The 22,419-nt window shown below is 68.8% G+C and carries 19 protein-coding genes, 1 tRNA gene and 2 pseudogenes; 10 read left to right on the top strand and 12 right to left on the bottom strand.

Annotated features, from left to right (window positions below; translation table 11 throughout):
* The first annotated feature begins 65 nt into the window (after positions 1-65).
* The 3 genes from AB0953_RS05255 to AB0953_RS05245 are packed head-to-tail and all read left to right on the top strand — an operon-like array spanning position 66 to position 2,564.
* Positions 66-1,514: a lactate utilization protein B gene (locus AB0953_RS05255; RefSeq protein ID WP_366858029.1), complete on the top strand. Its 1,449-nt coding sequence runs from the start codon at positions 66-68 to the stop codon at positions 1,512-1,514.
* Positions 1,511-2,158 (top strand): LUD domain-containing protein, encoded by a 648-nt coding sequence (locus AB0953_RS05250; RefSeq protein ID WP_366858028.1) that lies wholly within the window; start codon positions 1,511-1,513, stop codon positions 2,156-2,158. The genes AB0953_RS05255 and AB0953_RS05250 overlap by 4 nt, the downstream gene beginning before the upstream one ends.
* Before the next feature lie 4 nt (positions 2,159-2,162).
* Complete coding sequence (locus AB0953_RS05245) at positions 2,163-2,564, top strand: VOC family protein (protein ID WP_366858027.1); 402 nt, start codon at positions 2,163-2,165, stop codon at positions 2,562-2,564.
* Between the two features lies 1 nt (position 2,565).
* On the opposite strand, the gene AB0953_RS05240 is transcribed toward AB0953_RS05245, so the two are convergent.
* Complete coding sequence (locus AB0953_RS05240; protein ID WP_366858026.1) at positions 2,566-3,072, bottom strand: DUF309 domain-containing protein; 507 nt, start codon at positions 3,070-3,072, stop codon at positions 2,566-2,568.
* A 108-nt stretch (positions 3,073-3,180) separates the two neighbouring features.
* On the opposite strand from AB0953_RS05240, the gene AB0953_RS05235 reads away from it, so the two are divergent.
* Positions 3,181-3,254, top strand: a tRNA-Pro gene (locus AB0953_RS05235).
* A 281-nt stretch (positions 3,255-3,535) separates the two neighbouring features.
* Here AB0953_RS05235 and AB0953_RS05230 read toward each other — a convergent pair.
* Positions 3,536-3,739, bottom strand: a pseudogene (locus AB0953_RS05230) (hypothetical protein); the annotation flags it as partial.
* Positions 3,740-4,220: 481 nt separating this feature from the next.
* Between AB0953_RS05230 and AB0953_RS05225 the strand changes: the two are divergent.
* Complete coding sequence (locus tag AB0953_RS05225; RefSeq protein WP_366858025.1) at positions 4,221-4,670, top strand: hypothetical protein; 450 nt, start codon at positions 4,221-4,223, stop codon at positions 4,668-4,670.
* Between the two features lie 198 nt (positions 4,671-4,868).
* On the opposite strand, the gene AB0953_RS05220 is transcribed toward AB0953_RS05225, so the two are convergent.
* The 8 genes from AB0953_RS05220 to AB0953_RS05185 all read right to left on the bottom strand — a co-directional run bounded on the left by AB0953_RS05220 (position 4,869) and on the right by AB0953_RS05185 (position 15,737).
* The gene (locus AB0953_RS05220; protein ID WP_366858024.1) at positions 4,869-8,492 is read right to left on the bottom strand and encodes a hypothetical protein; all 3,624 of its coding nucleotides are present in this window, start codon (positions 8,490-8,492) and stop codon (positions 4,869-4,871) included.
* 44 nt (positions 8,493-8,536) lie between these two features.
* Positions 8,537-10,684 carry a hypothetical protein gene (locus tag AB0953_RS05215; protein ID WP_366858023.1) on the bottom strand — a complete coding sequence of 716 codons (2,148 nt, stop codon included), beginning with the start codon at positions 10,682-10,684 and terminating at the stop codon, positions 8,537-8,539.
* A gap of 198 nt (positions 10,685-10,882) precedes the next feature.
* Positions 10,883-11,782: a hypothetical protein gene (locus AB0953_RS05210; protein ID WP_365504034.1), complete on the bottom strand. Its 900-nt coding sequence runs from the start codon at positions 11,780-11,782 to the stop codon at positions 10,883-10,885.
* Positions 11,783-12,224: 442 nt separating this feature from the next.
* The gene (locus tag AB0953_RS05205) at positions 12,225-12,875 is read right to left on the bottom strand and encodes a hypothetical protein (protein WP_366858022.1); all 651 of its coding nucleotides are present in this window, start codon (positions 12,873-12,875) and stop codon (positions 12,225-12,227) included.
* Positions 12,872-13,015 (bottom strand): hypothetical protein, encoded by a 144-nt coding sequence (locus tag AB0953_RS05200; protein ID WP_366858021.1) that lies wholly within the window; start codon positions 13,013-13,015, stop codon positions 12,872-12,874. The genes AB0953_RS05205 and AB0953_RS05200 overlap by 4 nt, the downstream gene beginning before the upstream one ends.
* 197 nt (positions 13,016-13,212) lie before the next feature.
* Positions 13,213-14,313: a hypothetical protein gene (locus AB0953_RS05195; protein WP_366858020.1), complete on the bottom strand. Its 1,101-nt coding sequence runs from the start codon at positions 14,311-14,313 to the stop codon at positions 13,213-13,215.
* Positions 14,310-14,717, bottom strand: a complete 408-nt coding sequence (locus AB0953_RS05190; RefSeq protein ID WP_366858019.1) for a hypothetical protein — start codon at positions 14,715-14,717, stop codon at positions 14,310-14,312. Before AB0953_RS05190 ends, AB0953_RS05195 begins: the two co-directional genes overlap by 4 nt.
* A gap of 183 nt (positions 14,718-14,900) precedes the next feature.
* The gene (locus AB0953_RS05185) at positions 14,901-15,737 is read right to left on the bottom strand and encodes a hypothetical protein (RefSeq protein WP_366858018.1); all 837 of its coding nucleotides are present in this window, start codon (positions 15,735-15,737) and stop codon (positions 14,901-14,903) included.
* Positions 15,738-16,376: 639 nt separating this feature from the next.
* Here AB0953_RS05185 and AB0953_RS05180 point away from each other — a divergent pair.
* The gene (locus tag AB0953_RS05180) at positions 16,377-16,598 is read left to right on the top strand and encodes a hypothetical protein (RefSeq protein WP_366858190.1); all 222 of its coding nucleotides are present in this window, start codon (positions 16,377-16,379) and stop codon (positions 16,596-16,598) included.
* A 191-nt stretch (positions 16,599-16,789) separates the two neighbouring features.
* On the opposite strand, the pseudogene AB0953_RS05175 reads toward AB0953_RS05180, so the two are convergent.
* Both AB0953_RS05175 and AB0953_RS05170 read right to left on the bottom strand, forming a co-directional pair.
* A pseudogene (locus AB0953_RS05175) lies at positions 16,790-17,267 on the bottom strand (IS5/IS1182 family transposase); the annotation flags it as partial.
* Positions 17,268-17,374: 107 nt separating this feature from the next.
* Positions 17,375-17,545: a hypothetical protein gene (locus AB0953_RS05170; RefSeq protein ID WP_366858017.1), complete on the bottom strand. Its 171-nt coding sequence runs from the start codon at positions 17,543-17,545 to the stop codon at positions 17,375-17,377.
* A 566-nt stretch (positions 17,546-18,111) separates the two neighbouring features.
* Between AB0953_RS05170 and AB0953_RS05165 the strand changes: the two genes are divergently transcribed.
* From AB0953_RS05165 to AB0953_RS05150, 4 genes are all read left to right on the top strand, one after another.
* Positions 18,112-18,249: a hypothetical protein gene (locus AB0953_RS05165; protein ID WP_366858016.1), complete on the top strand. Its 138-nt coding sequence runs from the start codon at positions 18,112-18,114 to the stop codon at positions 18,247-18,249.
* A gap of 418 nt (positions 18,250-18,667) precedes the next feature.
* Positions 18,668-20,560 carry a nucleotidyltransferase domain-containing protein gene (locus AB0953_RS05160; RefSeq protein WP_366858015.1) on the top strand — a complete coding sequence of 631 codons (1,893 nt, stop codon included), beginning with the start codon at positions 18,668-18,670 and terminating at the stop codon, positions 20,558-20,560.
* Positions 20,557-21,606: a hypothetical protein gene (locus AB0953_RS05155; RefSeq protein WP_366858014.1), complete on the top strand. Its 1,050-nt coding sequence runs from the start codon at positions 20,557-20,559 to the stop codon at positions 21,604-21,606. Before AB0953_RS05160 ends, AB0953_RS05155 begins: the two co-directional genes overlap by 4 nt.
* Positions 21,603-22,391, top strand: coding sequence for an SDR family oxidoreductase (locus AB0953_RS05150; RefSeq protein WP_366858012.1), 789 nt, complete (start codon positions 21,603-21,605; stop codon positions 22,389-22,391). Before AB0953_RS05155 ends, AB0953_RS05150 begins: the two co-directional genes overlap by 4 nt.
* Positions 22,392-22,419 lie beyond the last annotated feature (28 nt).

The raw sequence follows: 22,419 nt of genomic DNA, 5'->3' as shown, positions 1-22,419 counted from the left end.
CACCAGGTGCACCAGGTGCAACAGGTGCAACGGGCGGAACCGGCCGGACGGGCACGTTCGTCGGCATGCCGGCCTTCCCCGTCGCCGCCCGCGAGGCGGTCCGCGACGAGGTCCTGCGCGCCAACCTGCGGCACGCCACCCACACGATCCGGGACAAACGGGCCCGCGCCGTCGCCGAACTCGAGGACTGGGACCGGCTGCGCGCCGCCGGAAAGGCCGTCAAGGACCACACCCTGCGCCACCTCGACCACTACCTGCTCCAGCTGGAGGAGGCGGTGACCGCCGCCGGGGGCACCGTCCACTGGGCGGCCGACGCCGCCGAGGCCAACCGGATCGTCACCGGCCTCGTCCTGGCCACCGGCGAGCGGGAGGTCGTCAAGGTCAAGTCGATGGCCACCCAGGAGATCGGCCTCAACGAGGCCCTGGAGGCCGCCGGGATCGCCGCGTACGAGACCGACCTGGCCGAGCTCATCGTCCAGCTCGCCCACGACCGCCCCTCGCACATCCTGGTCCCGGCCATCCACCGCAACCGCGGCGAGATCCGGGACGTCTTCGCACGGGAGATGGGCCGCTGGGGCCGCCCCGCCCCCGACGGGCTCGGCGACGACCCGTGCGAGCTGGCCGAGGCCGCCCGCCTCCACCTGCGCGAGAAGTTCCTGCGCGCCAAGGTGGCCGTCTCCGGCGCCAACTTCATGGTCGCCGAGACCGGCACCCTGGTCGTCTTCGAGTCCGAGGGCAACGGCCGGATGTGCCTGACCCTCCCCGAGACCCTCATCTCCGTCGTCGGGATCGAGAAGGTCGTGCCGACCTTCCGCGACCTGGAGATCTTCCTCCAGACCCTGCCGCGCTCCTCCACCGCCGAGCGGATGAACCCGTACACCACCATGTGGACCGGCACCGCGGACGGCGACGGCCCCTCCGCCTTCCACCTCGTGCTCCTCGACAACGGCCGCACCGACACCCTCGCCGACGAGGCGGGCCGCCAGGCGCTGCGCTGCATCCGCTGCTCCGCCTGCCTGAACGTCTGCCCCGTCTACGAGCGCGCCGGCGGCCATGCCTACGGCTCCGTCTACCCCGGCCCCATCGGCGCCGTCCTCGGCCCCCAACTGCGCGGCACCGACAGCCCCCTCGACGCCTCGCTGCCGTACGCCTCCACCCTGTGCGGCGCCTGCTACGAGGTGTGCCCCGTCGCCATCGACATCCCCGAGATCCTGGTCCACCTGCGCGAACGCGTCGCCCAGGGGGGGCCCGTGACCCGCGGGGGCCTGCGCACGGTGATCCGGCCCGCCCGCGGCCACGCCGCCGAGCGGGCCGCGATGCGCGCCGCCCGCCTGCTGCTGGACCGCCCGGGCGCGCTGCGGGCGGGGGAGCGGCTGCTGGCCCGGGCCCGCCGGCTCCGGCCGCGCCGTCTGCCCGGTCCGGGACGGGCCTGGACCGACACCCGCGAGCTGCCCCACCTGCCGGAGCGGCCGTTCCGCGACTGGTGGGCCCGAGAGCGGGGAGGCCGCGCATGAGCAGCAAGCACGTCATCCTGGCCCGCATCCGCCGGGCCCTGCAGACCCCGGACGGCAGCCCGCCCCCCGCGGCCGGGGCCGTGCCGCGGGACTACCTCCGCGCCCACGGCCGGCGCACCCCCGCCGAGACCGCCGACCTGCTGGCCGCCCACCTCGCGGAGTACCGGGCGAAGGTCCACCGCACCGACGAGGAGGGCCTGCCGCTGCTGCTGATGCGGCTGCTCGCCGGGCGCGGGTCCCTCACGGTCCTCGTACCGCCCGCGCTGCCCCCGCACTGGCTCTCGGCCGCCGACGCGACCCGCGTCCACGACCGCGCGGCCTGCACCCCGGGGGAACTGGACCGCGTCGACAGCGTGGTCACCGGCTGCGCCCTGGCCATCGCCGAGACCGGCACCATCGTCCTCGACGGCGGCCCCGACCAGGGCCGGCGCAGGACCACCCTGGTCCCGGACCACCACATCTGCGTGGTCCGCGTCCCCGACCAGGTCGTGGACTCCGTCCCGCAGGCCCTGGAACGCCTCGACCCCACCCGCCCGCTGACCTGGATCTCCGGCCCCTCCGCCACCAGCGACATCGAACTGGACCGGGTGGAAGGCGTACACGGACCCCGCACCCTGGAGGTCGTGCTCCTCGGCGCACAATAGCGGCATGTCATCCCACATCGCCCTGACCGCCCTCGTCGTCCACGACTACGACGAGGCCGTCGACTTCTACACCCGCGCCCTCGGCTTCACCCTCGTCGAGGACACCCCGCGCCCGGACGGCTCCCGCTGGGTCGTGGTGCGCCCGCCCGGCGCCACCGAGTCCGCGCTGCTGCTGGCCCGGGCCAAGGACGACGCCCAGCGCGCCCGGGTCGGCGACCAGACGGGCGGCCGCGTCGGCTTCTTCCTCCACACGGACGACTTCGCCCGCGACCACGCCAGGATGACCGCCGAGGGCGTCCGCTTCCTGGAGGAGCCGCGCCACGAACCGTACGGCTCCGTCGCCGTCTTCGAGGACCTCTACGGCAACCGCTGGGACCTGCTCCAGCCGGCCCCGGCCGCCGGCTGACCTACCCGCCCTCCCCGGCGGGCGGCTCGTCGCCGGGGAGGATCCGGGGCGCCTCGGCGGCCGCGTCGACCGCCTGACCGCCCTCCACCCGCAGCGCCAGCTCCCGCGCCCAGCGCACCAGTCCCGGCACGTCGATCCCGTACGCGGGACCGGCCGCGCCTGGCCCTGCCAGCCCCTCGGCCCCGCGCCGCAGCAGCCGCGCCCCGCCGACCGCGTTCCCGCGGGCGGCGTGCGTGAGCCCGACGGCCAGCTGCGCGAGCCCGCGCCACAGCGGGGCCGCCGCCTCGGGCCCCGACTTCCAGGCGTCCTCGAACACCTCGTGCGCGTGGAAGGGCATCCCGGCGTCCAGCAGCCGCTGCGCCTCCGCCACCGTCTCCGCCGGCGTCCGCACCACCCCCTCGGGCTGCCGCGCCACCCCCGGCTCCCCGTAGGGCAGCGGCCGCCCCAGCCCGTCCCGCGGCCGCGCACTGCGCGCCCGCCCCTCGGCATCCCGATCCCGTCCGCTCACCCCGCCATCCTGCCCCGCCCCGGATACCCGTGCATACACACCCCTCAACGTGCGGTAATGTTCTGCATGTGCCGCCGGGACGGGAAAAAGCCCAGGCCGGAAGCACAACGGGACGTGGCGCAGCTTGGTAGCGCACTTGACTGGGGGTCAAGGGGTCGCAGGTTCAAATCCTGTCGTCCCGACTTGCGAATACGCAGGTCAGAGGCCGTATCGGAAGCATCCGATACGGCCTCAAGATCGTTTTTGGGGACCAGCTGGGGACCAAGCCGGTCTCAACGGGTCAGACGGCGGCCATCGCCGTGAGTGGCAGTGAACGAGGTGCGCGGAGCACCATGAGGTGCGCAGGGAGTGCGGCACCAGCTGCTGTGATCTGGTCAGCGTCGGGGTGCAGGTAGCGCTGGGTGGTGGTCAGTGAGCCGTGTCCGGCGATCGTGCGTAGCACGTGCAGCGGGACGCCGGCGTCTGCGCGTGCCACGATCCGGGCAGCGGACGTGACGGGCGCGCAGGCGGCACGCATGGAGCCGGAGACGTCGACGGCGATACCCACGCGCAGCGGTGGGGTGGGGGAGTTCCGGCGGCGGGTGGGGGTGAACGGTTCCGCGGTGGGGACCGACCCGGCCGCGCGTTGAGCGTCCCGGGCGAGGGCCGCGCGCATGTTGAGGCGGCCGGAGAGGGCGACCAGCCGATCGCCGAGTTCGGCTCCCACGCGCAGCCGCGCGTCCGGGGAGGAACGGGGTGCGCGGTCGGGGCGCCGTCGTCGTCCCGTCGCGCGAGGTCGGCGTCGTCGTCCCGCGTCGTGGCGGGGGACTGGACGTGGTGGTGGGCGCTCATCGCGAGCGGCCCCGGTGCGCGGAGCCGGTGACCCGGCCATGGGCGGCGGGCTGCATGCCAACACGAACTCAGCTGGAACAGGTACTCGTCGTCGGCAGACGCCCCGCCGGTGCAGCGTCTGCAGTGGCGCATCCAGGACGGCGAACACGCGCCCCATCAGGCCCAGGCCGCAATGGCGCTGACGGGGCATCGGCTCGACAACCTCCGAGAAGGCACCTGACAAACGGTCCTGGTCCGCCAAAGTCCCCTATCCATAGGTTATTTTGACTGGCCTGTCCGTCTCGAATCGACTGCCATAACGAACGAAGGGAAACGCCATGAGGATCACCAGGACTGCACGTAGGACGCGGGCCAGGATCGCCGTGTCCGTCGCGGCCCTGGCCGCGGGTTCACTCATACTCACCGCCTGCGGCGGAAGCAGCGACAGCGCCGGCAAGCTCGACGGCACCTACTACGTCAAGGACGTCAACGGCACGTCCGACCTCGGCCAGCTGGTCGTCAAGGGCAACAGCGTCTCGCATCATGAGTACACCTGCGATGGTGTCTACGAGAAGCCGGGCGTGACCAGCGCCGGCGAGTTCAGCAAGGATCAGACCCAGATCATCTGGACGGTCGCCGGAGACGACAGCCGCAACAAGCGGACCGGCAGCGAGTCAATCTCGACCAGCAACACCTCGATCAGCATCGGCGGGAGCGTGTACGTGCGTGACGACTCCGATGCCGGCAAGACCCTGTTGGACGGCTTCAAGACCAAGTGCGCCAAGTAGCGTCGACGTCCCGCCTGGCCGGCGAAGCAGCACAGAACCCCGTGGCATCGCGTCCACGGGGTTCTGTCCTTCCTCGGCTGGTCAAGCCTCTGACGTCTCCTCCTGAAGCTGCGGCGCCCGGTAGGGACGACGCACCCGGTGAGGTTGATCGTTCTCACCGGGTGCGTCAGGCCTCCACGCTCGCCCTCGATCGGAGGATCAGTCCTCCTCGCGCCGGCCTCGGCGGGGGCCAACGGCCGGCCGCTGCTGCGGCTCCGGGGTCTCCACGCTCTGGGGGGCCGGATCGGCCGTCCGGCGCGGACGCGGAACCGGAGCCTGCCGCGGCGAAGGAGCCGGTGCAGGGGCCGACGGCCGCGGAGGACGCCCCGCCGGGGCAGGCGTCTGGCGCGGCGTCGACGTCTGGATCGAACCCGGCTGACGCGCTGCCTGCGTCCGACCCGGAGTCCGCGCACCAGGCGCAGCCGGAGCCCGACCCACAGCCGGAGCACCGGCCCCCGGCTGCCTCGGAGCCGAGGAGCCGTCGCGGCGGGCGCCGTTCACGGGCAGCGGCCGGTCACTCTTCGTCTGCGCCTCGGCCTGCTCCTGCCGTGCCGGCGGCCGGACGGGGGTCTGGGCCTGAGCCGGGGCAGGGGTGCTCTGAGCGGAGCGCGTGGGACGCGCGCTCGGCGCACCCGGCTGCGTCGGAGCAGGAGCCGGAGCCGGGGCAGGCACGGCGTCGCCGCTGAAGCGCTGCGGTGCAGCCTGCTGGTTGCCGTCCTGTTGGCTCTGCGCACCCTGGGAACCCGCGCCGAACTGCGTCGGACGCGCGCTCGGCGCACCCGGCTGCGTCGGAGCCGGAGCCGGAGCCGAAGCCGGAGCCGGAGCCGGGGCAGGCACGGCGTCGCCGCTGAAGCGCTGCGGTGCAGCCTGCTGGTTGCCGTCCTGTCGGCTCTGCGCCCCCTGGGAGCCCGCGCCGAACTGCGTCGGTACCGTCTGACCGGCGACGGCCGTACGGTCTCCGCTGGTCGGGACAGAACCGGCGCCGTTGGCGCCGCTCTCGCCCTGAGCACCACCACGAGAACTCGACGGCTCCGTCGACGAGGAAAGTACCTCACCGCGGATGACCTTGTGGCCGTCCGCGGTGTACCCGAGGTTCGACAGGCCACCCTGGTTGCTCAGACCCTGCGCCGTCTGCTTGTCCGAGCGCGAGCTGCCCGCTCCGCCACTCGTCAGCTGCAGCGGACCACCCTTGTCGGCCTGTCCGTCGCGACCGGGCGTGCCCAGACCACCGGCGGGACCGATGCCGCCCGGCAGAGCCTTGACGCCGTCACTGCCGCCGTCGGAGCCACTACCACCAGGACCGCCATCCAGCGCCGGACTGTCCGGTCCATCCGGACCATCCTGCCCGCCACCCTCGAGGGTCAGCTGCTGCTTACCGGACGTCAACTCCCCGGTGCCACCGTTCGTGCCGCCGGCGTTCGTCGACGCCGTCTTGCCCGTGGGCTTGCCCCCGCGCGGGGACGCCGGACCGCTGGTCTTGCTGTCGAACCCGTTGGCGAGCTTGTTCCCCATGGCCATACCCGCGCCGGCCCCCGCACCCGAGGCCAGAGCAGGCATCAGCCCACCCTTGTCCGGCTTCGGCGTGCTGTTCGTCTCGAGGAACTTGTCCACGAGCTTGGTGACCACCTCGTCCATCGCCTGCAGCACGGTCTTGCGCACCCGTAGCAGGGCGAAGGTGATGCCCATGATCACCAGCGAGGAGATCAGGGTCAGGACCACCACGATGATCCCGCCGAGCGCGGGGCTGCCCCACAAGCCACCCGGGCTCATGAAGCTCGACACGGGGCCGGCCATGATGTCCGGGACCGAGATCAGGAACTCCGAGACGAACTGGTAGACGAACAGCGTGACGAGGACTTCCATGATCATCGCCGTGGAGTACACGATCACTTTGGCGATCGCCTGCAGGGCGCCCAGCGTCGCGAACGGTACGGCGGCCACCAGGCCGAAGGTCCGCTTGATCGCCCCGGCCAGCATGCCGATGGCGTACCAGAAGCCGAGCAGGACGATGGAGCCCAGGACCGTGGCCGCGTTGCTCCAGTACATGAACTTCGCCGGCCCCGTGCCCACCTGGCTGACGGCCATGTGGTTCTCGCGGGTGAACCCGCTGGTGGCGTTGTTCGATGAGTACATGGCCAGTGAGCCGGGGTTGAACCCGGTGTTGAGGTAGTTGTACGCCGCCAGGGGAGACAGGTTGCACGAGGAGGGTGTCTTGCCCACCGTGAAGCCACAGCCACTCTTCGTCCCCGTCGTGGTGAAGACCGTCGAATCCTTACCGGGACGAGAGGAGGTCAAGCCCGTGCCGTCGGTCGAGATCACCGGGTGGTCGACCGGCTTCGGCCCCTTTTCCTCACCGAACTCCTTCACGTCGCCGTAGCTTGACTTGTCGACGAACCAGCGCTTCTTGGTATCCGAGCTCTCGTCCAGTTGCGTGATCGAGGTCTTGATCCCCGACTCGAAGTCGGAGGCTGCGATCTCGTTGCTCGCGATGTACTTGCCGATGATCCCGAAGGTCGAGAACACCGCTTTGAAGTCGTCCGAGGCACGGCCTCCGTTGACGGAGACGGTGCCGTCCTTCCAAGCCGACTCGGCGTCTTTGGCCTTCGTCCCGATGTTGATGCCGTTGAACGTCGCCCCGTGGGACTGCTTGTTGATCGCCAGCGCACTCGTGCGCACGGACATCATCGCGTCCGGGCTGGCCTGGTCATCGTCCCAGGAAACAGTGGCCTGGTCCGGAATCCCCAGGCGGTCGTTCATCATCCACGCCTCGAAGTCGACGTACGTGCTCAGCACGACGCGCGTCGGGCCGGCGTGTTGACCGAGAACGGAGTCGTCGAACTTTCCGAGCACGCCGGAGTACATCGACCCGACGAGCGGCAGGCCGACGCCGATGAAGACGACGCGCACGACGAGCTTCTTGACCGCCGAGCCTCGGTCCATCTTCTTGAACATGACCAGGCCGATGAGCAGGAAGCCGATGAAGATCGGCACGAGCGCCTGCCACGAGATGTCGACGAGCAAGCCGTACCAGCCGCTGATCCAGTGCTGCAGACCCGAGAGGGCGCCGCCTCCGGTATCGCCTCCCGTCATACCTTCGGCGAAAGTCGGATTCACCGCCGCGACCGCGTTGTAGAACCACAGGAAGGGGTTGATGAGCTTCAGGAACTGGATGATGACGTAGAACAGCGTGCCGACCGCCAGCGCCAGGGCGTAGAGGACCCAGATGATCGACCCCCCGATCACGCTCACGATCTGGCCGCCGATGCCCGAGGACATCGTGTCCAGGCCAAGGTCGTTGTTGGCCGCCCCGAAGTGCGCGTAGTCGAGCATGCCCGCGTACTTGGCGTTGCCCTTGTCGTCCTTCGCGGCCAGGGTCTCGTAGGTGACGGTCTGCGAGGACCCCGACACCTCGGCGAAGAACCAGCCCACGATGTTGCCCAGGCTGAACTCAGGGTCCGCGTAGCCGAGAATGGAACCGCCCGATGCCGGGCTGGACGTGACCGGCTTCCAGTTCTCGTGCATGCCCTTGTCGTTCTGCGGCGAGTTCTTCTCGCTGAAGTACGAGCTCGCGTTCGAGGCCAGCTGGTAGAGGCTGTAGTTGTCGCGCTCCTTCTTGTCGTCCGCGGACGCCGGCGAAGACGTCGCCATCATGAAGACCGGCACGAGCAGCGCCGCCAGGAGCATGAGGGCGAGCCCGCGCGCGGGCCTGCCCGGGCGGACCGCACCCACGCTGTGGCCGGCCCGGGCACGCAGCCTCGCCACCGCCGTGATCGTCCGGTTCATGCTCTCTCCCCTGCTCCTCGTCCTCGTATCAGTGCCGACCTCGCTCATGTCTTTTCCAGCTTCTTGGGCCTGGGCCTTGTTGCCGGTCGCCTTGCCTTGTCCACGGGCCGCTGCAGGCTCTTGCCGTCGCTGCGCTTGATCGCGTCAGCCTGGCCCGCGTCGGCCCCACCGCCGTCGCCCTCGCTGTGCTTCCGGATGCTGGTGAGGTTCGCGCCCGGCGTCGGCTTGTCGTGCATGATCGAGTCCATCCGCGCCGTCTCTTCGGCCTTGGCCGCCTCCATTCGGACCTGCCTGCGTTGGGCCTCGCGGTAGGGGTTGATGCCCAGTGCCAAATCCAGGTGGAAGACCACGTTGGAGACGCCCCGGCGCAGGTACGTGAGGTTCTCGTCCTTGGTCGTGATGAGTCGGGCGAGATCCGGCGGGATCCGCTGGTGCAACTGCTTCTGGTACTCCGCCACCGTTTTGTCGCGCATCGGGCCGAAGAGCGTGTAGTCCGCAGCGTCGAACTTGTTGAAGTCGCTGTCGGCCAGCATCTTGTCGACGTCGTTGTAGCTGTAGACCACCCGGCCGCCGCGTTCGTGCATGTGGTCGAACTGGTCCTTGAGGTACTTCTTCACCCGGTCGTCGATGTGCTCGGTGCCGTGGATGATCACTGTGTCGCCGATTCCCAGCTTGCCGACGGCGAAGCCGACGATGTTCACCAGCTGCGCCATCGCCACGCCCTTGCCGCGGCGCATGAGCCGCGAGAAGTCGTAGACCACGCGCCGCGAATCCCGGACCCCGTCCACGGCCGAGGCCGTGTGGTTGTTGAACAGGTCGCCATTGGTGCTCAGCATCGCGTTGGCGATGCCTCTGAGCACGTTGTAGGCGCGCAGCTGGTCCGGGTCGGTCTTGCTGGAGTTCAACAGCGCCTTGTGCGCGGTCGCCAGGTAGGAGACGAACATCTGAAGACGCGGCACCTGGGTGTGCGGGATGTTCACCACGCGCAGGCGGTTGCGCTGCTCCTTGGCGTTGTGCCGCCACATGCCCTGCTCGATGTAGAAGTCCGTGGCCGTGTCTTCGAGGGCACTGCGGATGATCGAGCCAACGGCACCGTCGGTGCTCTCGTAGAGCTGCTCGAACATCAGCTTGAGCTTCTCCATCTGAGCGGAGAAGACCGTCAGCTCGTCCTCCTCCTCGCCGAACATTTCGAACATGTTCACGTCGCCCTGGTTCAGGTCCACGCGCGAGGTGAGCCGCTCGAACCTCGGGCCGAGCTTGTCGAGGTTCGCCCCGTCAAGGACGAGGTGGACGACCTGGCCGTTGTTCAGGAGCGTCGCTTGCGAGATCTTCGAGCACCACATGTTGGCCACCCGCTGGCGGTCGAGGTACTCGCTGAGGGTGGCGTCGGCGACGATCACGTGGTGGGCGTAGGCGTTCACGTCCATGAGCACGGCGCTGTTGTTGACGTCGCCGACCATGTAGCCGACGTACTCGCCGCCCTTGTCGTTGAGGCCGTTGGTCACCAGTGAGTACGAGCCGGCCAGCTCGGTCGAGGTGAAGTGGAAGCCCTTGCCCTTCTTCTTCTCGTTGTTCTTCCACAGGCCCGAGAGCTCCTGGCGCTGCTCGCCGGCGTAGGGCGCAGCCTTCAGCGTGCCGAAGCGGTCGATGTACAGGCGCGTGACCCGGTCGATCGTGTCGTCCAGGGTCGCCAGATCCGGGGCCTTGAGAAAGAGCCGGTTGTGCACCGAGAGGTAGCTCGCGCCGTCTTGGAGCTCTCCGATCGTGACCCCGAGGTCACCGGAGATCTTCGCGGCCTTGCGCCTGGAGGAGGTCGTGCCCGTCTCCTCCTGCTCGTTGGCATCGAGCCGTTCCAGCTTCTCGGACTGTTTCGTATATGAGTCGATCCACTTGTCGTCCATCCGCTTGACCTGCTCGAGCACGACCGCGGTGACCCGCTCGTCCAGGCCGTCCGGGATCCGGTCGATGCCCCAGAAGGCGGCGAAGTTGTCGTGCGCGGCGTCGTCGTGGAAGTACGCCAGGATGCAGGCGACCGAGCCGTCGACCTCGAAGTAGTCGGAGCGGAAGACGTACTTCTCCTTCGGCTTCAGCGCGAGCAGATGCGGATAGGCGTCGAATGTGCCCTGGAGGTGCTTCACCTCCCGGCGGCGCTGCCACCAGTTCTTCTTCGGCTCGGCGGCTTCGTCGGCCACGCCGTGAGCTGCCGCAGTGGTCTGCGCGCCCTCAGCCTGAGCAGCGTCGTCCGCGGGCTGATCACCGACCAGAAGCTCCCCGCTCTCATGCGTCTCGTCAGGCTTCTTTCCCGGGACGCCGAGCTGTGCCCGGACTTTCGTCATCAGCGCCATGGTGTCCTTCGTTCGTTCCTCGTCGTGTGGGTCGGCCTGGCGCTGTCAGTTCAGCGACGTCTTGAGGTCGAGCAGTTCGTCGTCGATGCCCTGGTAGAAGACCCGCAGCATCGGCTCGACCTCCTCGCGGTCGAGCATCGTGGCTTCCTTGATCATGAGAGTGGAGCCGCCGACCTCGGCCTGGAGGACCTGGTGTCCCTTGCGCAGTGCGTCGGTGTTCTTGCCCTTGAGCAGCAGGTACTGGTGGATCGAGGGGAACTTGCCGCCCACGTGCTGCGTGAGGATGTCGTACTGCTCGTTCTGCAGCTCGATCAGATCGGGGTCACGGAGCTGAAGGGCCTGGTTGCGCCGCTCCAGGTTCGCCACCTGGTGGTAGATCCGCTGCGGCTCCTTCGTCGTGATGAAGCTGTGCTCGCAGGTCGTCTCGACTTTGCGCCAGAAGGAGTCGACCCGGTCGAGGATCCCGATCCGGTCCTCGTCGAAGAGCAGATAGCTCGCTGAGCCGACGACCAGGTAGACCCGGCCTTCGCCGCCGTCGGAGAAACGGATCAGCCCGTCCTCGTCGATCCCGTCGATGCCGACGATCGAGTAGAAGTCCGTGGGGTTCGAGCTGCGACGGGTGAAGACGTGGCGGGCCGTGCGGGGCAGGTAGGCAAGGAAGGCCGGCACCCGCATGATGCGCAGTTCCTTCGTCTTCATCAGCCCGCCGAAGTAGGCGATCGCCGCCAGTCCCCAGAGAACGAAGAACGTGATGGCGACTGGGCCCGAGCTCGCGACGAACGTCGACGTGCTGAACCACAGCAGGGCGAGGATGCCGCCACCGAAGAAGAGCAGTTGCTTGATCGGGGAGGGCTTCGCCGCCCAGCCGCCCTTGCTGAGCGTGATCTCGTGATCCAGAAAGCTCCTGTTCAGCGAACTTGGCACCTTGTAGGACAGTTTCGCCATGAATCTCCCATCCCCCTGCCACCGCAATGGCCATTGCTCGACCTGTCGAGAAGCCTTCATATGTGAGGCGCGCGGATGGCATCCTATCTTAGATAAGTCATTCGAAACGAGAGTGAAAGGGACTCGGATGGCGGCGTGAGGCGAGGCTGACTAGCGGATCAGAGCCATCGAGTGTCGCTTGAGCGGTTGACATATCAGTCGTGGACCGGACCGGACCGGACCGGACCGGACCGGACCGGGTCGGACGCCGGCGCCACCACTGCGGCGCGCAAGATCATGGCGTCGCCGGCGTCGCCGTGTGCATCGCCGATCAGGCCACCCGGTGGCCCGGCTGAGCGATGTCGCGCATCGCTCCCATCGGCATCCTCGTTCCTGTCGTGAAACGGCAGCAGCGGGCCCCGAGGTCCGGGACCCGCTCCCACTCGTCACTACCCGGCCGCCATCAACCGAACGACGGGACGATCTTCTTCTTGCCGCCCTGTTCCTTCCAGGAGATGCGGGCGTCGAAGGTCTTGCCCTTGGCCGAGACGAAACCCGTGCCCTGGATGGTCTTACCGGCCGCCAGGTCCTTGCGCTGCGCATCGGTGAAGATCACCTGGCACCAGGACCGAGGTGGCTCGTCGTCGGAGCCGAAATCAGGGATGATCTTCCTGGCCTTCGCGTCCCAGGTGACCTTGCAACCGAAGGTCTTGCGCGTCCGCGCGCTGACGAAGTCGTCGATTTCCAGCGCTTGGCCCGCCAGGAGCGCCGCGACCTCCGCCGGCGTGAACGTCCGGCCAGACCACTTCGTCGGCTTGTCCGGGACCTCCAGCTGGAACCCGACGAACTTGCGACCCCTGAAGTTGCCGACGCCGAGCGCACCGGTGGCCGGGAAGGGCTTGTTCTCCTTCGGCCTCGCCTCGAACGAGATCGTTTCGCCCGCGAGCAGCTTTGCCACCTCGTCATCGCTGAACTCGTGGCCCGACCAGACCTTCTTAAACGCGACCCTCTGCGGGCCACCTGGAGCGGCCTGCCACACGCCCTCGGCGCGGGCGGCGCCGACCTGGTCTTCCAGGCCCAGTTCGGCGCGCATGGACGAGGCGTTCTTCGTCATCGTGGCGAGCTCATTTCGCCGGCCTGCGCCGGCCTGAGCTTCCGGCCCTTCTCGGTCGGCAGCGGGTACTTCGCCTGGTCGCTGGGGCCCAGCCCGGCCTTGCCGTACTTGCGCTCGACTTCGTCCAGCGACGAGGGCACCTTCAGACCCGGACGGTTCGGACCGTGCGCGCCCCGGGGCTTCACGTGCGTGGAACGAGGCTGCCGGTGAGGCGCGGCGCGTCCTCGGGGCGCGAGGCCGGCGCGGCCATGCCCGCACACCCGGGTCCTGGACACAGAGACCCGACAACCCCACGCCCTGCCGCGCTGACGGACGGAAAAGAGCTTCTCCTTGCTCCTCATCGGATCGGCCGCCCTTCCCGCTCGCGTTCGAGCCTCGACTGCTTCCTGGTCGCCTCACGGGCCATGTCCCGGAGATGGATCGCCTCCTTGTGGGTGATCGGCGCGTCATGAAGGTTGTGCGAGCCCCGCAGGAAGTTCTCCGTGCGGTCGGCGATGGAGTATGCGAGCGCCTGCTCGATCACCGCGCTGGTCTGGCGCACCTCGCCCAGCTCGTCGCGCAGCTTGCGCAACAACCCGTCCCGCTCGCGTTCGACAGCCTCGATGCTCATCAACCGTGTCAACACGCTGCCCAGCAGCGGATCGCGGGAGCGGAACAGCTCCACGGCGCGCTCGGTGGCAGGATCGGCATCAAGGCGCAGGTCGAGCTGTGCCAACAGGAACGCCATCACCAGCGTGCCCTGGCTCAGCCGCCGGCTGAACTCCCGAGCGGCGCTGTCGCTCACGCCCAGCTCACGGACCGCGGCTGCTCGCAGCTGCTCCCGCAGCGCATTCATGACGCTCTCGGGCAGCGCCTTGATGTGCGGCTGGCTCTGCACGCCGACGAGCCGGAAGCCCGACTGGGGGAGCGTGGCGGTCCCGGCTGTACTGCCCGAGCCCCTCTTCGAGGGCGCGCTCTGCGCGGCGCGCCGATCACCGGTGAACTGCAGCGATCCGGGCCCCACCTGCTCGGGTTCGTCCGGTGGGGCGACGTCGTCGGCCGCAGGGCCCGCCGGCACACCGCCAGGGAGCACCCCGTTAGCGGTGTTCTGCCCGCCGCCGGCGCCACCGCGCTGATGGGATCTGCCGGCGCGTTCGGAGTTGCCGACATCGGGCTCGCGGTCCTGCTCCAGGTTCGGGCGATCCGTTCCGGCTTCCCCGTCGAGATCAGCCCGCGGACCTTCAACCCCGAGTTGAGAGTCGATGTCGCCGGTCTCATCGAACCGCACCTCCGGCTCGGGTGTTGCCGCCGCAGGCCCACGCCGTGCGGCCTGAGCCTGGACGCGCTTCAACTCCTCGCTCCCACCACGCCGGTAGGCGTCGAGGAAGGACGTGTCCACATCCATCACCTCGTCGGTGGGCGTGGCCGCCTCCAGCATCTCTGCGAAGTCCCGGCTCATACGAGCTCACCGTCCTCCTCGTCGAGCAGGTAGTTGTCGCCGCGGGTGAGCCCGATCAGCGAGTCGAAGCCCGTGGTGACGACGCGTTCGAGGTTCGCCGAGTTCTTCGCCAGCGCCGCGACCTGATCGACGAGCTCATTGAGCCGCGCGATCTCCAGGGTCGGCAGGTCATAGTCGAGGTTCTCGCGCCGGATCTTCTCGACCACCGCCTCGGCCACGTACTCGCTCACCGAGGAGAACCCGCGCTTGTCGGCCCAGTACTCCGCGCGCTGCTTCTCGTCCGAACTCAGCCGGACGAACATGCCCTGGCGGCCACCGCTGCTGCTCTGTGTCCCGCCCGACAGCCTTCTCTTCGCGCCGCGCACAGGAGGCGTCGCCTTGTCCAACTCGGGTACGGCAGTCATCTGCGGCTTCTCCATACCTTCCCTCGCCAATCCGTGAAGTCGCCTTGTCGGCGCTGGTGGATAAGACATCTGCCACTCTTCGTGTTTCCTGCCTGTCGAGCATCGGCAGAGTCGAAGACGCGCCCAGTCGGACCCCTTGCCAGGCACTGCCGCAGCAGGTGGTCCAGTCCGATGAGCGCCCGCTCAGGGCTCGGACAGGGGAGTCGGCGTCGCGTTCGCCGTGCAGTCGACAAGCTCCTGGGTGAACCTCGGGGACTGCCAGATCGCCTTGTCTTTGTCGTTCGGCAGGTGTTCGACGATTGACCCGGTGCCGAGCGGCGCACCGCCGGCGAAGAAGTGCAGCGCCTCCTGGCTGAAGCCCGCCTTGTACACCAAGGTCGACAGGCACGGGCCGGCCGCCGCGTAGGTCTTCTTCTGGCTCTCGTCACGGGCGTAGGAGGAGAACATCGAGACCAGGCCCTTGGTGAGCTCGATGGAAGAGCTGACTGGCTGATCCGCGCGGACTGGGTAGGCAGGCTTCAGGTTCGGCTTGCCCGCCACTGGCTTCGCGGCTGCCTCCGGCGGCGCGTAGCTCTGGGGCTTGGGGCTACCGCTGTTCGGAAGTACGGCCTCGCTGACGCATCCGTCGAAGTCCTCGCGCAGCGACCGCGAGGCCAGGAGTGCGGCGTCGTCCTCGCTCACCTTGTTCAGTCCGCCGATGACCGTGCCGATGTCGTCGCTGTCGGCCTTGATGATGTAGGCCAGCGCCTTCTCCGACATTCCCGCCTTCCGCACCGCGCTACCCAGGCAAGCTCCGCTGTTCTTTCCGGAGCTTCCGGCGCCTTGGAAGGCGAGCTTGTCCAGCGCCTTGCCGAGAGCCGTGTCGGCGACCTTGGCTGTGCTCGCCGCCGGGCTTGATGCAGGCGACGGCAGTGTCTCCTTGGCCGTTCCGCCGTTGCCGCCGGAGCACCCAACGAGCACAACGCCCGCAGTCAGCGCCGCAGTGGAGAGTCCAACCTTCCTCGTCCTCCAGGCCCTCATCTCGTCTCGCCTCGCATCCCCTGTTGCCGACCAGTCTGATTGGATCCACTGGTCTCTGAGGGTATCTCATTCGAGTGGCCATTCAATGATGGTCTGTGATGAGTCGGAATGTCGCGCGATAGGGGTTGCAGAGGCTGCACAGAGCGGGACTCGGTTGCGCAGAGTGCCTGTGGGCCCGTCTGGCGCTTGAGGATCAACAGAGTTGATCCGGAGGGCTCTGCGAAAGCAGGGCGCAGCCTGGTGCAAGGAACTGCCGTGCCTCGCAGTCGAGATGGCCTCGACCTGCTGAGGTCGGCTCCCTCGGACCTTCGGTGCAGTGCTCGCGTCCATCGCCGGAGGCCGGGAGTTCATGCAGGGGGCCACGCTCTGACGCGTGTCCACTTCGGAAGGAGAGCGCCGGACAATGCACGGCGCGCACCACCCAGACCTTGGCGTTGCCTGGGGTACGACCCGCCAGGGCGCAGCAAGCGCCGGCCCCAACCGGTCGGCACCGAGGCTGTGAGCCCGTCCCGGTGGTGAGTTGCCACCACCGCGAACCGCAAGGTCCACGAGGCACCCGAGGACCTCAGATACGACACGAGCGCAGATGCCGCCGCCGGCGTCTTCCGCGCCGCCAACACCACCACGACGGACGGAGACATGGTGCTCGCGATCGGCGCGCTGCTCGGCTGCGTGGCCACTCTGCTCGCCCTCGCCATCCGGCGCAGCCTGACCCGCACGCCGCACTGCGGGTGGTGCGCGACCGCCTCGAACTGGCCCACCTCACAACACGGAAGGCACAGCACCCGTGATCGCCAAAGTCACCGACCCGGCGACAGGCGTGCAGCACCGGTCCCGATCGATCCCGGCCGGCTCGGCTGAGTGAACGCCCTGGTTCGGGGCGAGCGGGACACCTGCCGCGCCGCCCGGTGCCGCGGCGGTCTTTGACCCTGATCCGCCGGCCCGGTGCCATGACGTCCGTCATTCCTCGTCTTCGCAATGGCCCTGGTGTTCCGGTTCATCACCGCAACGCTCCGCGGCATCGAGATCACGGATCTCGGACACGTACAAGTCTTCATCCGGGCGAAGGTGTGCTCGACGCGGGCACGGACCCGTCGGTGTCCGGCGTTGTCCCCCTCCTGGCCCAGGCAACGGGCCGACCGGCCCTTCTGTGGTGCTGGGTGATCAGCCCGGTGCCCAGGTAGGCGACGTCCCCGATCACCGTCGTCCCGGCGGCCACGGCCGGCAGGTTCGACTCCCGCCACACGCGGGCATCGGCCTTGTTCTCGGCGCCGGCCGGGCCGATGCCATGACCAGCCGGGTGTACGTCCGCGACGGGCCGCGTTGCCGGCTCCAGCGCCGGCAACGGCCTCAGCCGCTGGATGACCCGGCCGACCGTCGCCGAGGAGATACCGAACAGCGGGCCGGCTGCCGCATCGTGAGGTTCCTGCGGTACTACACCGCCAGCGGCAAACATCACGGTCGGCCGCCACCGGGTCCCTTCCCGCCCCGCTCCCGCACCACTCTCACCAGCTTCACGAACCGATCCATCCGCAAGCCGTGAACGTCTGCGGGATGGTGACGGCTGCCGGGAGCCGTGGCTCTTGTCCGCCGGCCCGGCGGACCTTGACGGTGTCCATGACCTCCTCGAAGCGGGTTCAGTCGGCGGCGTTGCCGCCGGTGAGGACGAAGCCGAGAGGCCGGCCGCGGCCGTCGCAGGACAGGTGGAGGCCCTGCCCCTTTTTACGGGCGCCCACGGCATGCTGGTGGGCCCGCGGGACCGTGGGGTCGACCGACACCAGCCAGCCGTCACCGGTCGCGTCCCTCATGGCCTGGGCGGGCGGCCGGCCTTCGCGTGAACGTCCGGTCCAGCACCCACCTGCGGAAACGCGTGTAGAGGGTCCTCCAGGGCCCGTACCGTGCCGTCACGTCACGTCACGCCGACCCCGTCCGCGGCTTCCACACGATTCCGTTCAGCACCCGCCGGTCGTCCAACCTCGTTGCCGGGCTGGGGGGCGTCGCGCCGTGGTCTGGTCGGGAGTGGTCGGTTGCTCGCGAGGAGCGTGATTTTGATCGGCGAAGCCGATCCGGGGTTCGGAGTGACGAGGTATTCGGTCAGCGTAGCTGTCTCGGAACTCGTCGGCTCATGAGATGTGCCATGCCGACATGATTCCGCATCAGAGCCCTTTGGCGGTGCGCCTTGGCGCTGGTCAAGTGAAGTTGATCGGCGAAGCCGATCCGGGGTTCGGAATGGCGAGGTATTCGGTCAGCGCGGCTGTCTCGGACCTCGTCGGCTCATGATGACGCCCCGTGCCGACATGATCCCGCATCAGAACCCCTGGAAGGCACGCCTTGGCGCAGGTCAAGTGAATGCCGAGCCAGGGGACATCACGCCGTGGTCTGGTCGGGAGTGGCCGGTTGCTCGGCGAAGAAAGCGAGTTTGATCGGCGAAGCCGATCCGGGGCTCGGAATGACGACGCATTCGATCAGCGCAGCTGATTCGGATGAAGCACTGAAAGAGAAAATCATCTGATCGGCGAAGCCGATCCGGATGGGGGCATGAAGGACAACTGAACATCTCAGCCCCATCAGCCAACTGCGCTCGGACGACGTCGTCGATCCGGGCGCTTTGCTGTATCCGAGCAGAAGAACTCATGCCGAACGCTCCGAACAACGGACAGCGGGGCCAGCCGTTGGCGCGGCCCAGACAGGTCTCGGCCAGAACCTGGCAGTAGTCGGTTCGGTGAAGTTCGAGGCGCTGTACGGCCGTGGTGCGCATCTCGAAGCCGTCGGATTCGGTAGCGAGCGTGTGGCAAAACGGCCCGTCTGGCTTTGTGTTGAACCCATCTGGGCTGGCCGCGACCAGGCCGGATCCCGCACTTGAACCCCTTGCCCTGAACACCCATGTAGTGGGCAGCGCTTTGTGCTGCCCGCGCAGTAGGAGAAACCTGATGAATCACGAGTCCACGAAGCGGTCGGTCGCGTTCAGCGGGGCCGACAACACGGGTAAGACCACACAGGTCGGCCTGCTGGCCCGCCGGATCGGTCCGGCTGCGGCGCTCGCCGGCGCCCTGCACGACCACGACCCTCGATGGGCCGACATCCAGGGCGACATGGCCGGGTGGTGGTTCGAGAAGAGCCACATCGAGGAGTTCGTGGACGTCCTGGCGTCTTCGTACCTCGCGCGATCCGCCGCCCCCAGCGTCGGGAGCCTGCGACTGTTCGACCGGGGCATCCCCATGCTGGAGGCGTCGGTCGCCGCGACCGTTGCCGTCCGCGAGGACCTGGCCGCCCCGGCGGCGGCCGACCGGGCACGGGCCCTGCTCGAACCGTGGGCCCCGGACCTTCGCGCCGCCGAGAACGCTGAGCTCTCCCTCTACCTGGCGTTCTCCAACGAGATCGACAAGAACGTGACCCACAGCCTCGCCCATCAGGCGAGCGTCACCCCGCCCTACGACCGCTACCAGCGGGCCCTGCACGAACGACTCCACGTCATGGCCACCGAAGAGGGCCGCTTCTCGCACACGGTGCTGATCGGTGGCCGCTCCATCGTCGAGGTGCAGCGGGACATCCGGCGTCTGCTGCACCCGCGGCACCCGGCCGTGCCTGCCCGTGCGCTGGACGGGGTGCAGGTCATCGCGCTCGCCGGGCTGTCCGAGAGCGGCAAGAGCAGCGCCGGCGAGTACCTGCGCATGCGACACGGCCACGCCCGCCTCAAGATCGGGTGGCTGCTCGCCACCGCCGCCGCGCACGCCGGCCTTCCCGACCCGTACGCGGTCACGGAGGACGTCCAGGCCGAGTTGATCGTCGACGCCCTGGATCGCTACCTGACGGCCCACTACTACCTGACCGACGTGACGATCGAGTCGCTGCACTCCTTGGAGTCCACCGCCGCACTGCGACGACTGCTCGGACGGCAGGTCACCGTCACATACCTCGACACGCCTATGGCGGCCCGCCGCGCACGCAGCGAAACCGGAGCCGACGACGTGGCCGTGCGCGACCTCGTCAAGGAGAGTCGAGGCGCGGACAGGATCGCGGGCATCGCGGACCGGGTGATCGACAACTCCGGTACACGGCTCCGCCTGGAGCGCTGCCTGGACGCGCTGGTCCTCGATCGCCACTGGCCCGCACGGCACCCGGAGACGCAGTCCGTGAACATGCTGGGCCTCCCGATCAGCCTGGAGTCCTACCTGCACAAGCTGCTGGACCGCACCACCGGCGGCGCTGACCCGGTGGTGGACCTGCTGGCCGTCACCGGGTCCGCCGCCAAGGGCAGGTACCAGAGCGGCTGGAGCGACCTCGACGTGCTCGTCGTCGCCGACAACGCCCGTTTGGGTCCCCTCGCCGACGTGCTGGCCGAACTCCGCGCCGACCTGGAGGGCGTCAAGGTCGGCGTCAGCGTCGTCACGCTCGCCGAATGTCGCACCGGCAACGTGTCCGTTCGACTCCAGCACGTGCTGGCCCAGATCGGTGCCGGTGCCATCACCCCGCTGTGGGTCCGAAACGGCCTGCGGCTCCCCGCTCCGGACCCGGCCGCCATCGTGGCCGCGACCGTCATGAACGGGGTCCAGGCAACCTTCGACATCCGCCGCCAGATCCTCGCAGGCGCCGGCGATCTGCACGCCCTCTACAAGGTGACGGCGCTGTCCGCGAAGGTGCAGTTGGAGTTCCGCCGCGTACCGGTCTCCGCCGACGAGGACGCCCTGACCACGCTCCTCGGCGCCCACGGCCACGACACCTCCCTGGCCCGCACCGCCCGTACCGACCGCGCCGCCGCCCTCGAGGTCGCCCGGATCATCCTCGACCTGTGGGACGACACCATGAACGGAGTGGAGCAGTGACCGACGCAGTCTTCGCGAAGGACTTCCCCAATCGCACCGCCGCGATGGGGGAGGTTCGTGGCCACCGCCTGATCGAACACCGCCTCTCCGTACCCCGGCTCCATGGTCTTCACGACGGGCCGGACGGCAGCCAGGTGGTCTTCGACGACGTGTTCGCTCAGGGACGGTGCGAACTCCTCCTCGGCGACCTCATCGCCCTGGCCGACCGCGACCCGAGCCATATACCCCGTCTCGTCGAACTCGTTGAAGCCGTGTGTCACGACCTGACCACCGCTTTCACGCACGAACGCCGATACCCCCTGAGCAGCTGCGTTCCCACCCTCTACGCCGACCGCATCCGGCCCGGTGGACGCCTGGACCGCTGGTACCTGAACCCCGGCCACCCCGTCGTTCCGGCCGGAGGAAACGTTTCTGCTCTCACTGTGGCCGACCTCGCCGACCACACGATCACCGTCAACGGCCGGCCGCTCACCATCGACCTCCCCGACATCGTCCGTACCACCCGCCAGATCCTGACACCGGACAGCAGCTGGGTGTGCGGACTCACTCAGGGAGACCCCACCGAGCCCAACATCGCCGACCCCCTGTGCTGGCTCGACTTCGCACTCGCCGGCCTCAACACCCTTCCGGGCGAAGCCGCCAACCTCCTCTGGTACCTGATGGGCCTGGGCGGCTGGCTCGTCCCCACCTATCAACTCGACACCTACAGGCGCACCATGCGCCTCGCCCTCCCGCCCCTTACGACCCCCCGGATCACCCACCTGGACCACCACCCCCGACTCCGCCACCTAGACATCCACTACCGCTGGAACACCGGCCCCGGCCGCCGAGCCGCCCTCACCACCGCCCTGGGAGCCCTGCCCGGCATCCCCTGGCACGACTTGCGCCCCTTCCTCACCCTCCGCGTCCTCGGTGTCGTCCGTCTCTGGCCCATCACGACGACCGACACCCTCCTGACGCTGATCAAAGCTGCCGAACTCCATCAGCCGAGCAGCAACGCCACCGAGTTCTTCACTCAGCACACACTCGAAACGGAGCTCCCGTGAACCCCGCCCTCTCCATCACCGATCAGTCGCTGAGCGCCCGACCCCTGCTCGGCCGCACTGCTCTGGTCACCGGAGCCACCGGTGGCATCGGCACCGCGATCTGCCGTGCCCTCGCCACCGCCGGCGCCGACGTCGCCGTCGCCCATTACGACGAGGACGCGGCCGCCGCCGACCTCCTGGACCAGCTGCCCACCCGAGGCATCGCCGTCTCCGGTGACCTCACCGATCCGAAGTTCCCGGCCGCCCTGATCACCACCGTCACGGACGCCCTGGCACCCGTCGACATCCTGATCAACAACGCCGGTGCCTACCCCCGTATCGCCTGGGAAGACCTGAACGAGGCCGACTGGGAGCAGTCCCTCGCCGTCAACCTCCACGCTCCGCGCCGCCTGTGCCAGGCTGTCACCGCGAGCATGACGGCACGCCAGTGGGGCAGGATCGTGAACATCGGCTCGATCAACGCCCTCGTGGGCCGTCGCCAGCTCACCCCGTACGCCACGGCCAAGGCCGCGATGCTCGGACTGACCCGGTCCCTGGCTCGCGATGTCGGAGCGGGCGGGATCACCGTCAACTCGGTCCTGCCCGGAGCGATCCAGGTTCCTGCCGAAAATGCCCTCCCGCCCGCCGCCCGGGTGTCCCCCGAGCACCAGATCGCCCGCCAGTGCGTTCCCCGCCGCGGGCGGCCGGAGGACGTGGCCGCCGCTGTGGCCTTCCTGGCAAGTCCTGCGGCCGGGTTCATCACCGGTCAGAGCCTCCACGTGGATGGCGGGTGGGTGATGAGCTGATCTCCTTCGGCCGGGTTCACCACCGGTC

Source organism: Streptomyces sp. NPDC046866 (genome assembly GCF_040704625.1).
Classification (GTDB): domain Bacteria; phylum Actinomycetota; class Actinomycetes; order Streptomycetales; family Streptomycetaceae; genus Streptomyces.
Note: the sequence above shows the minus strand (reverse complement) of the source record. Positions and strands in the feature narration are given on the sequence as shown.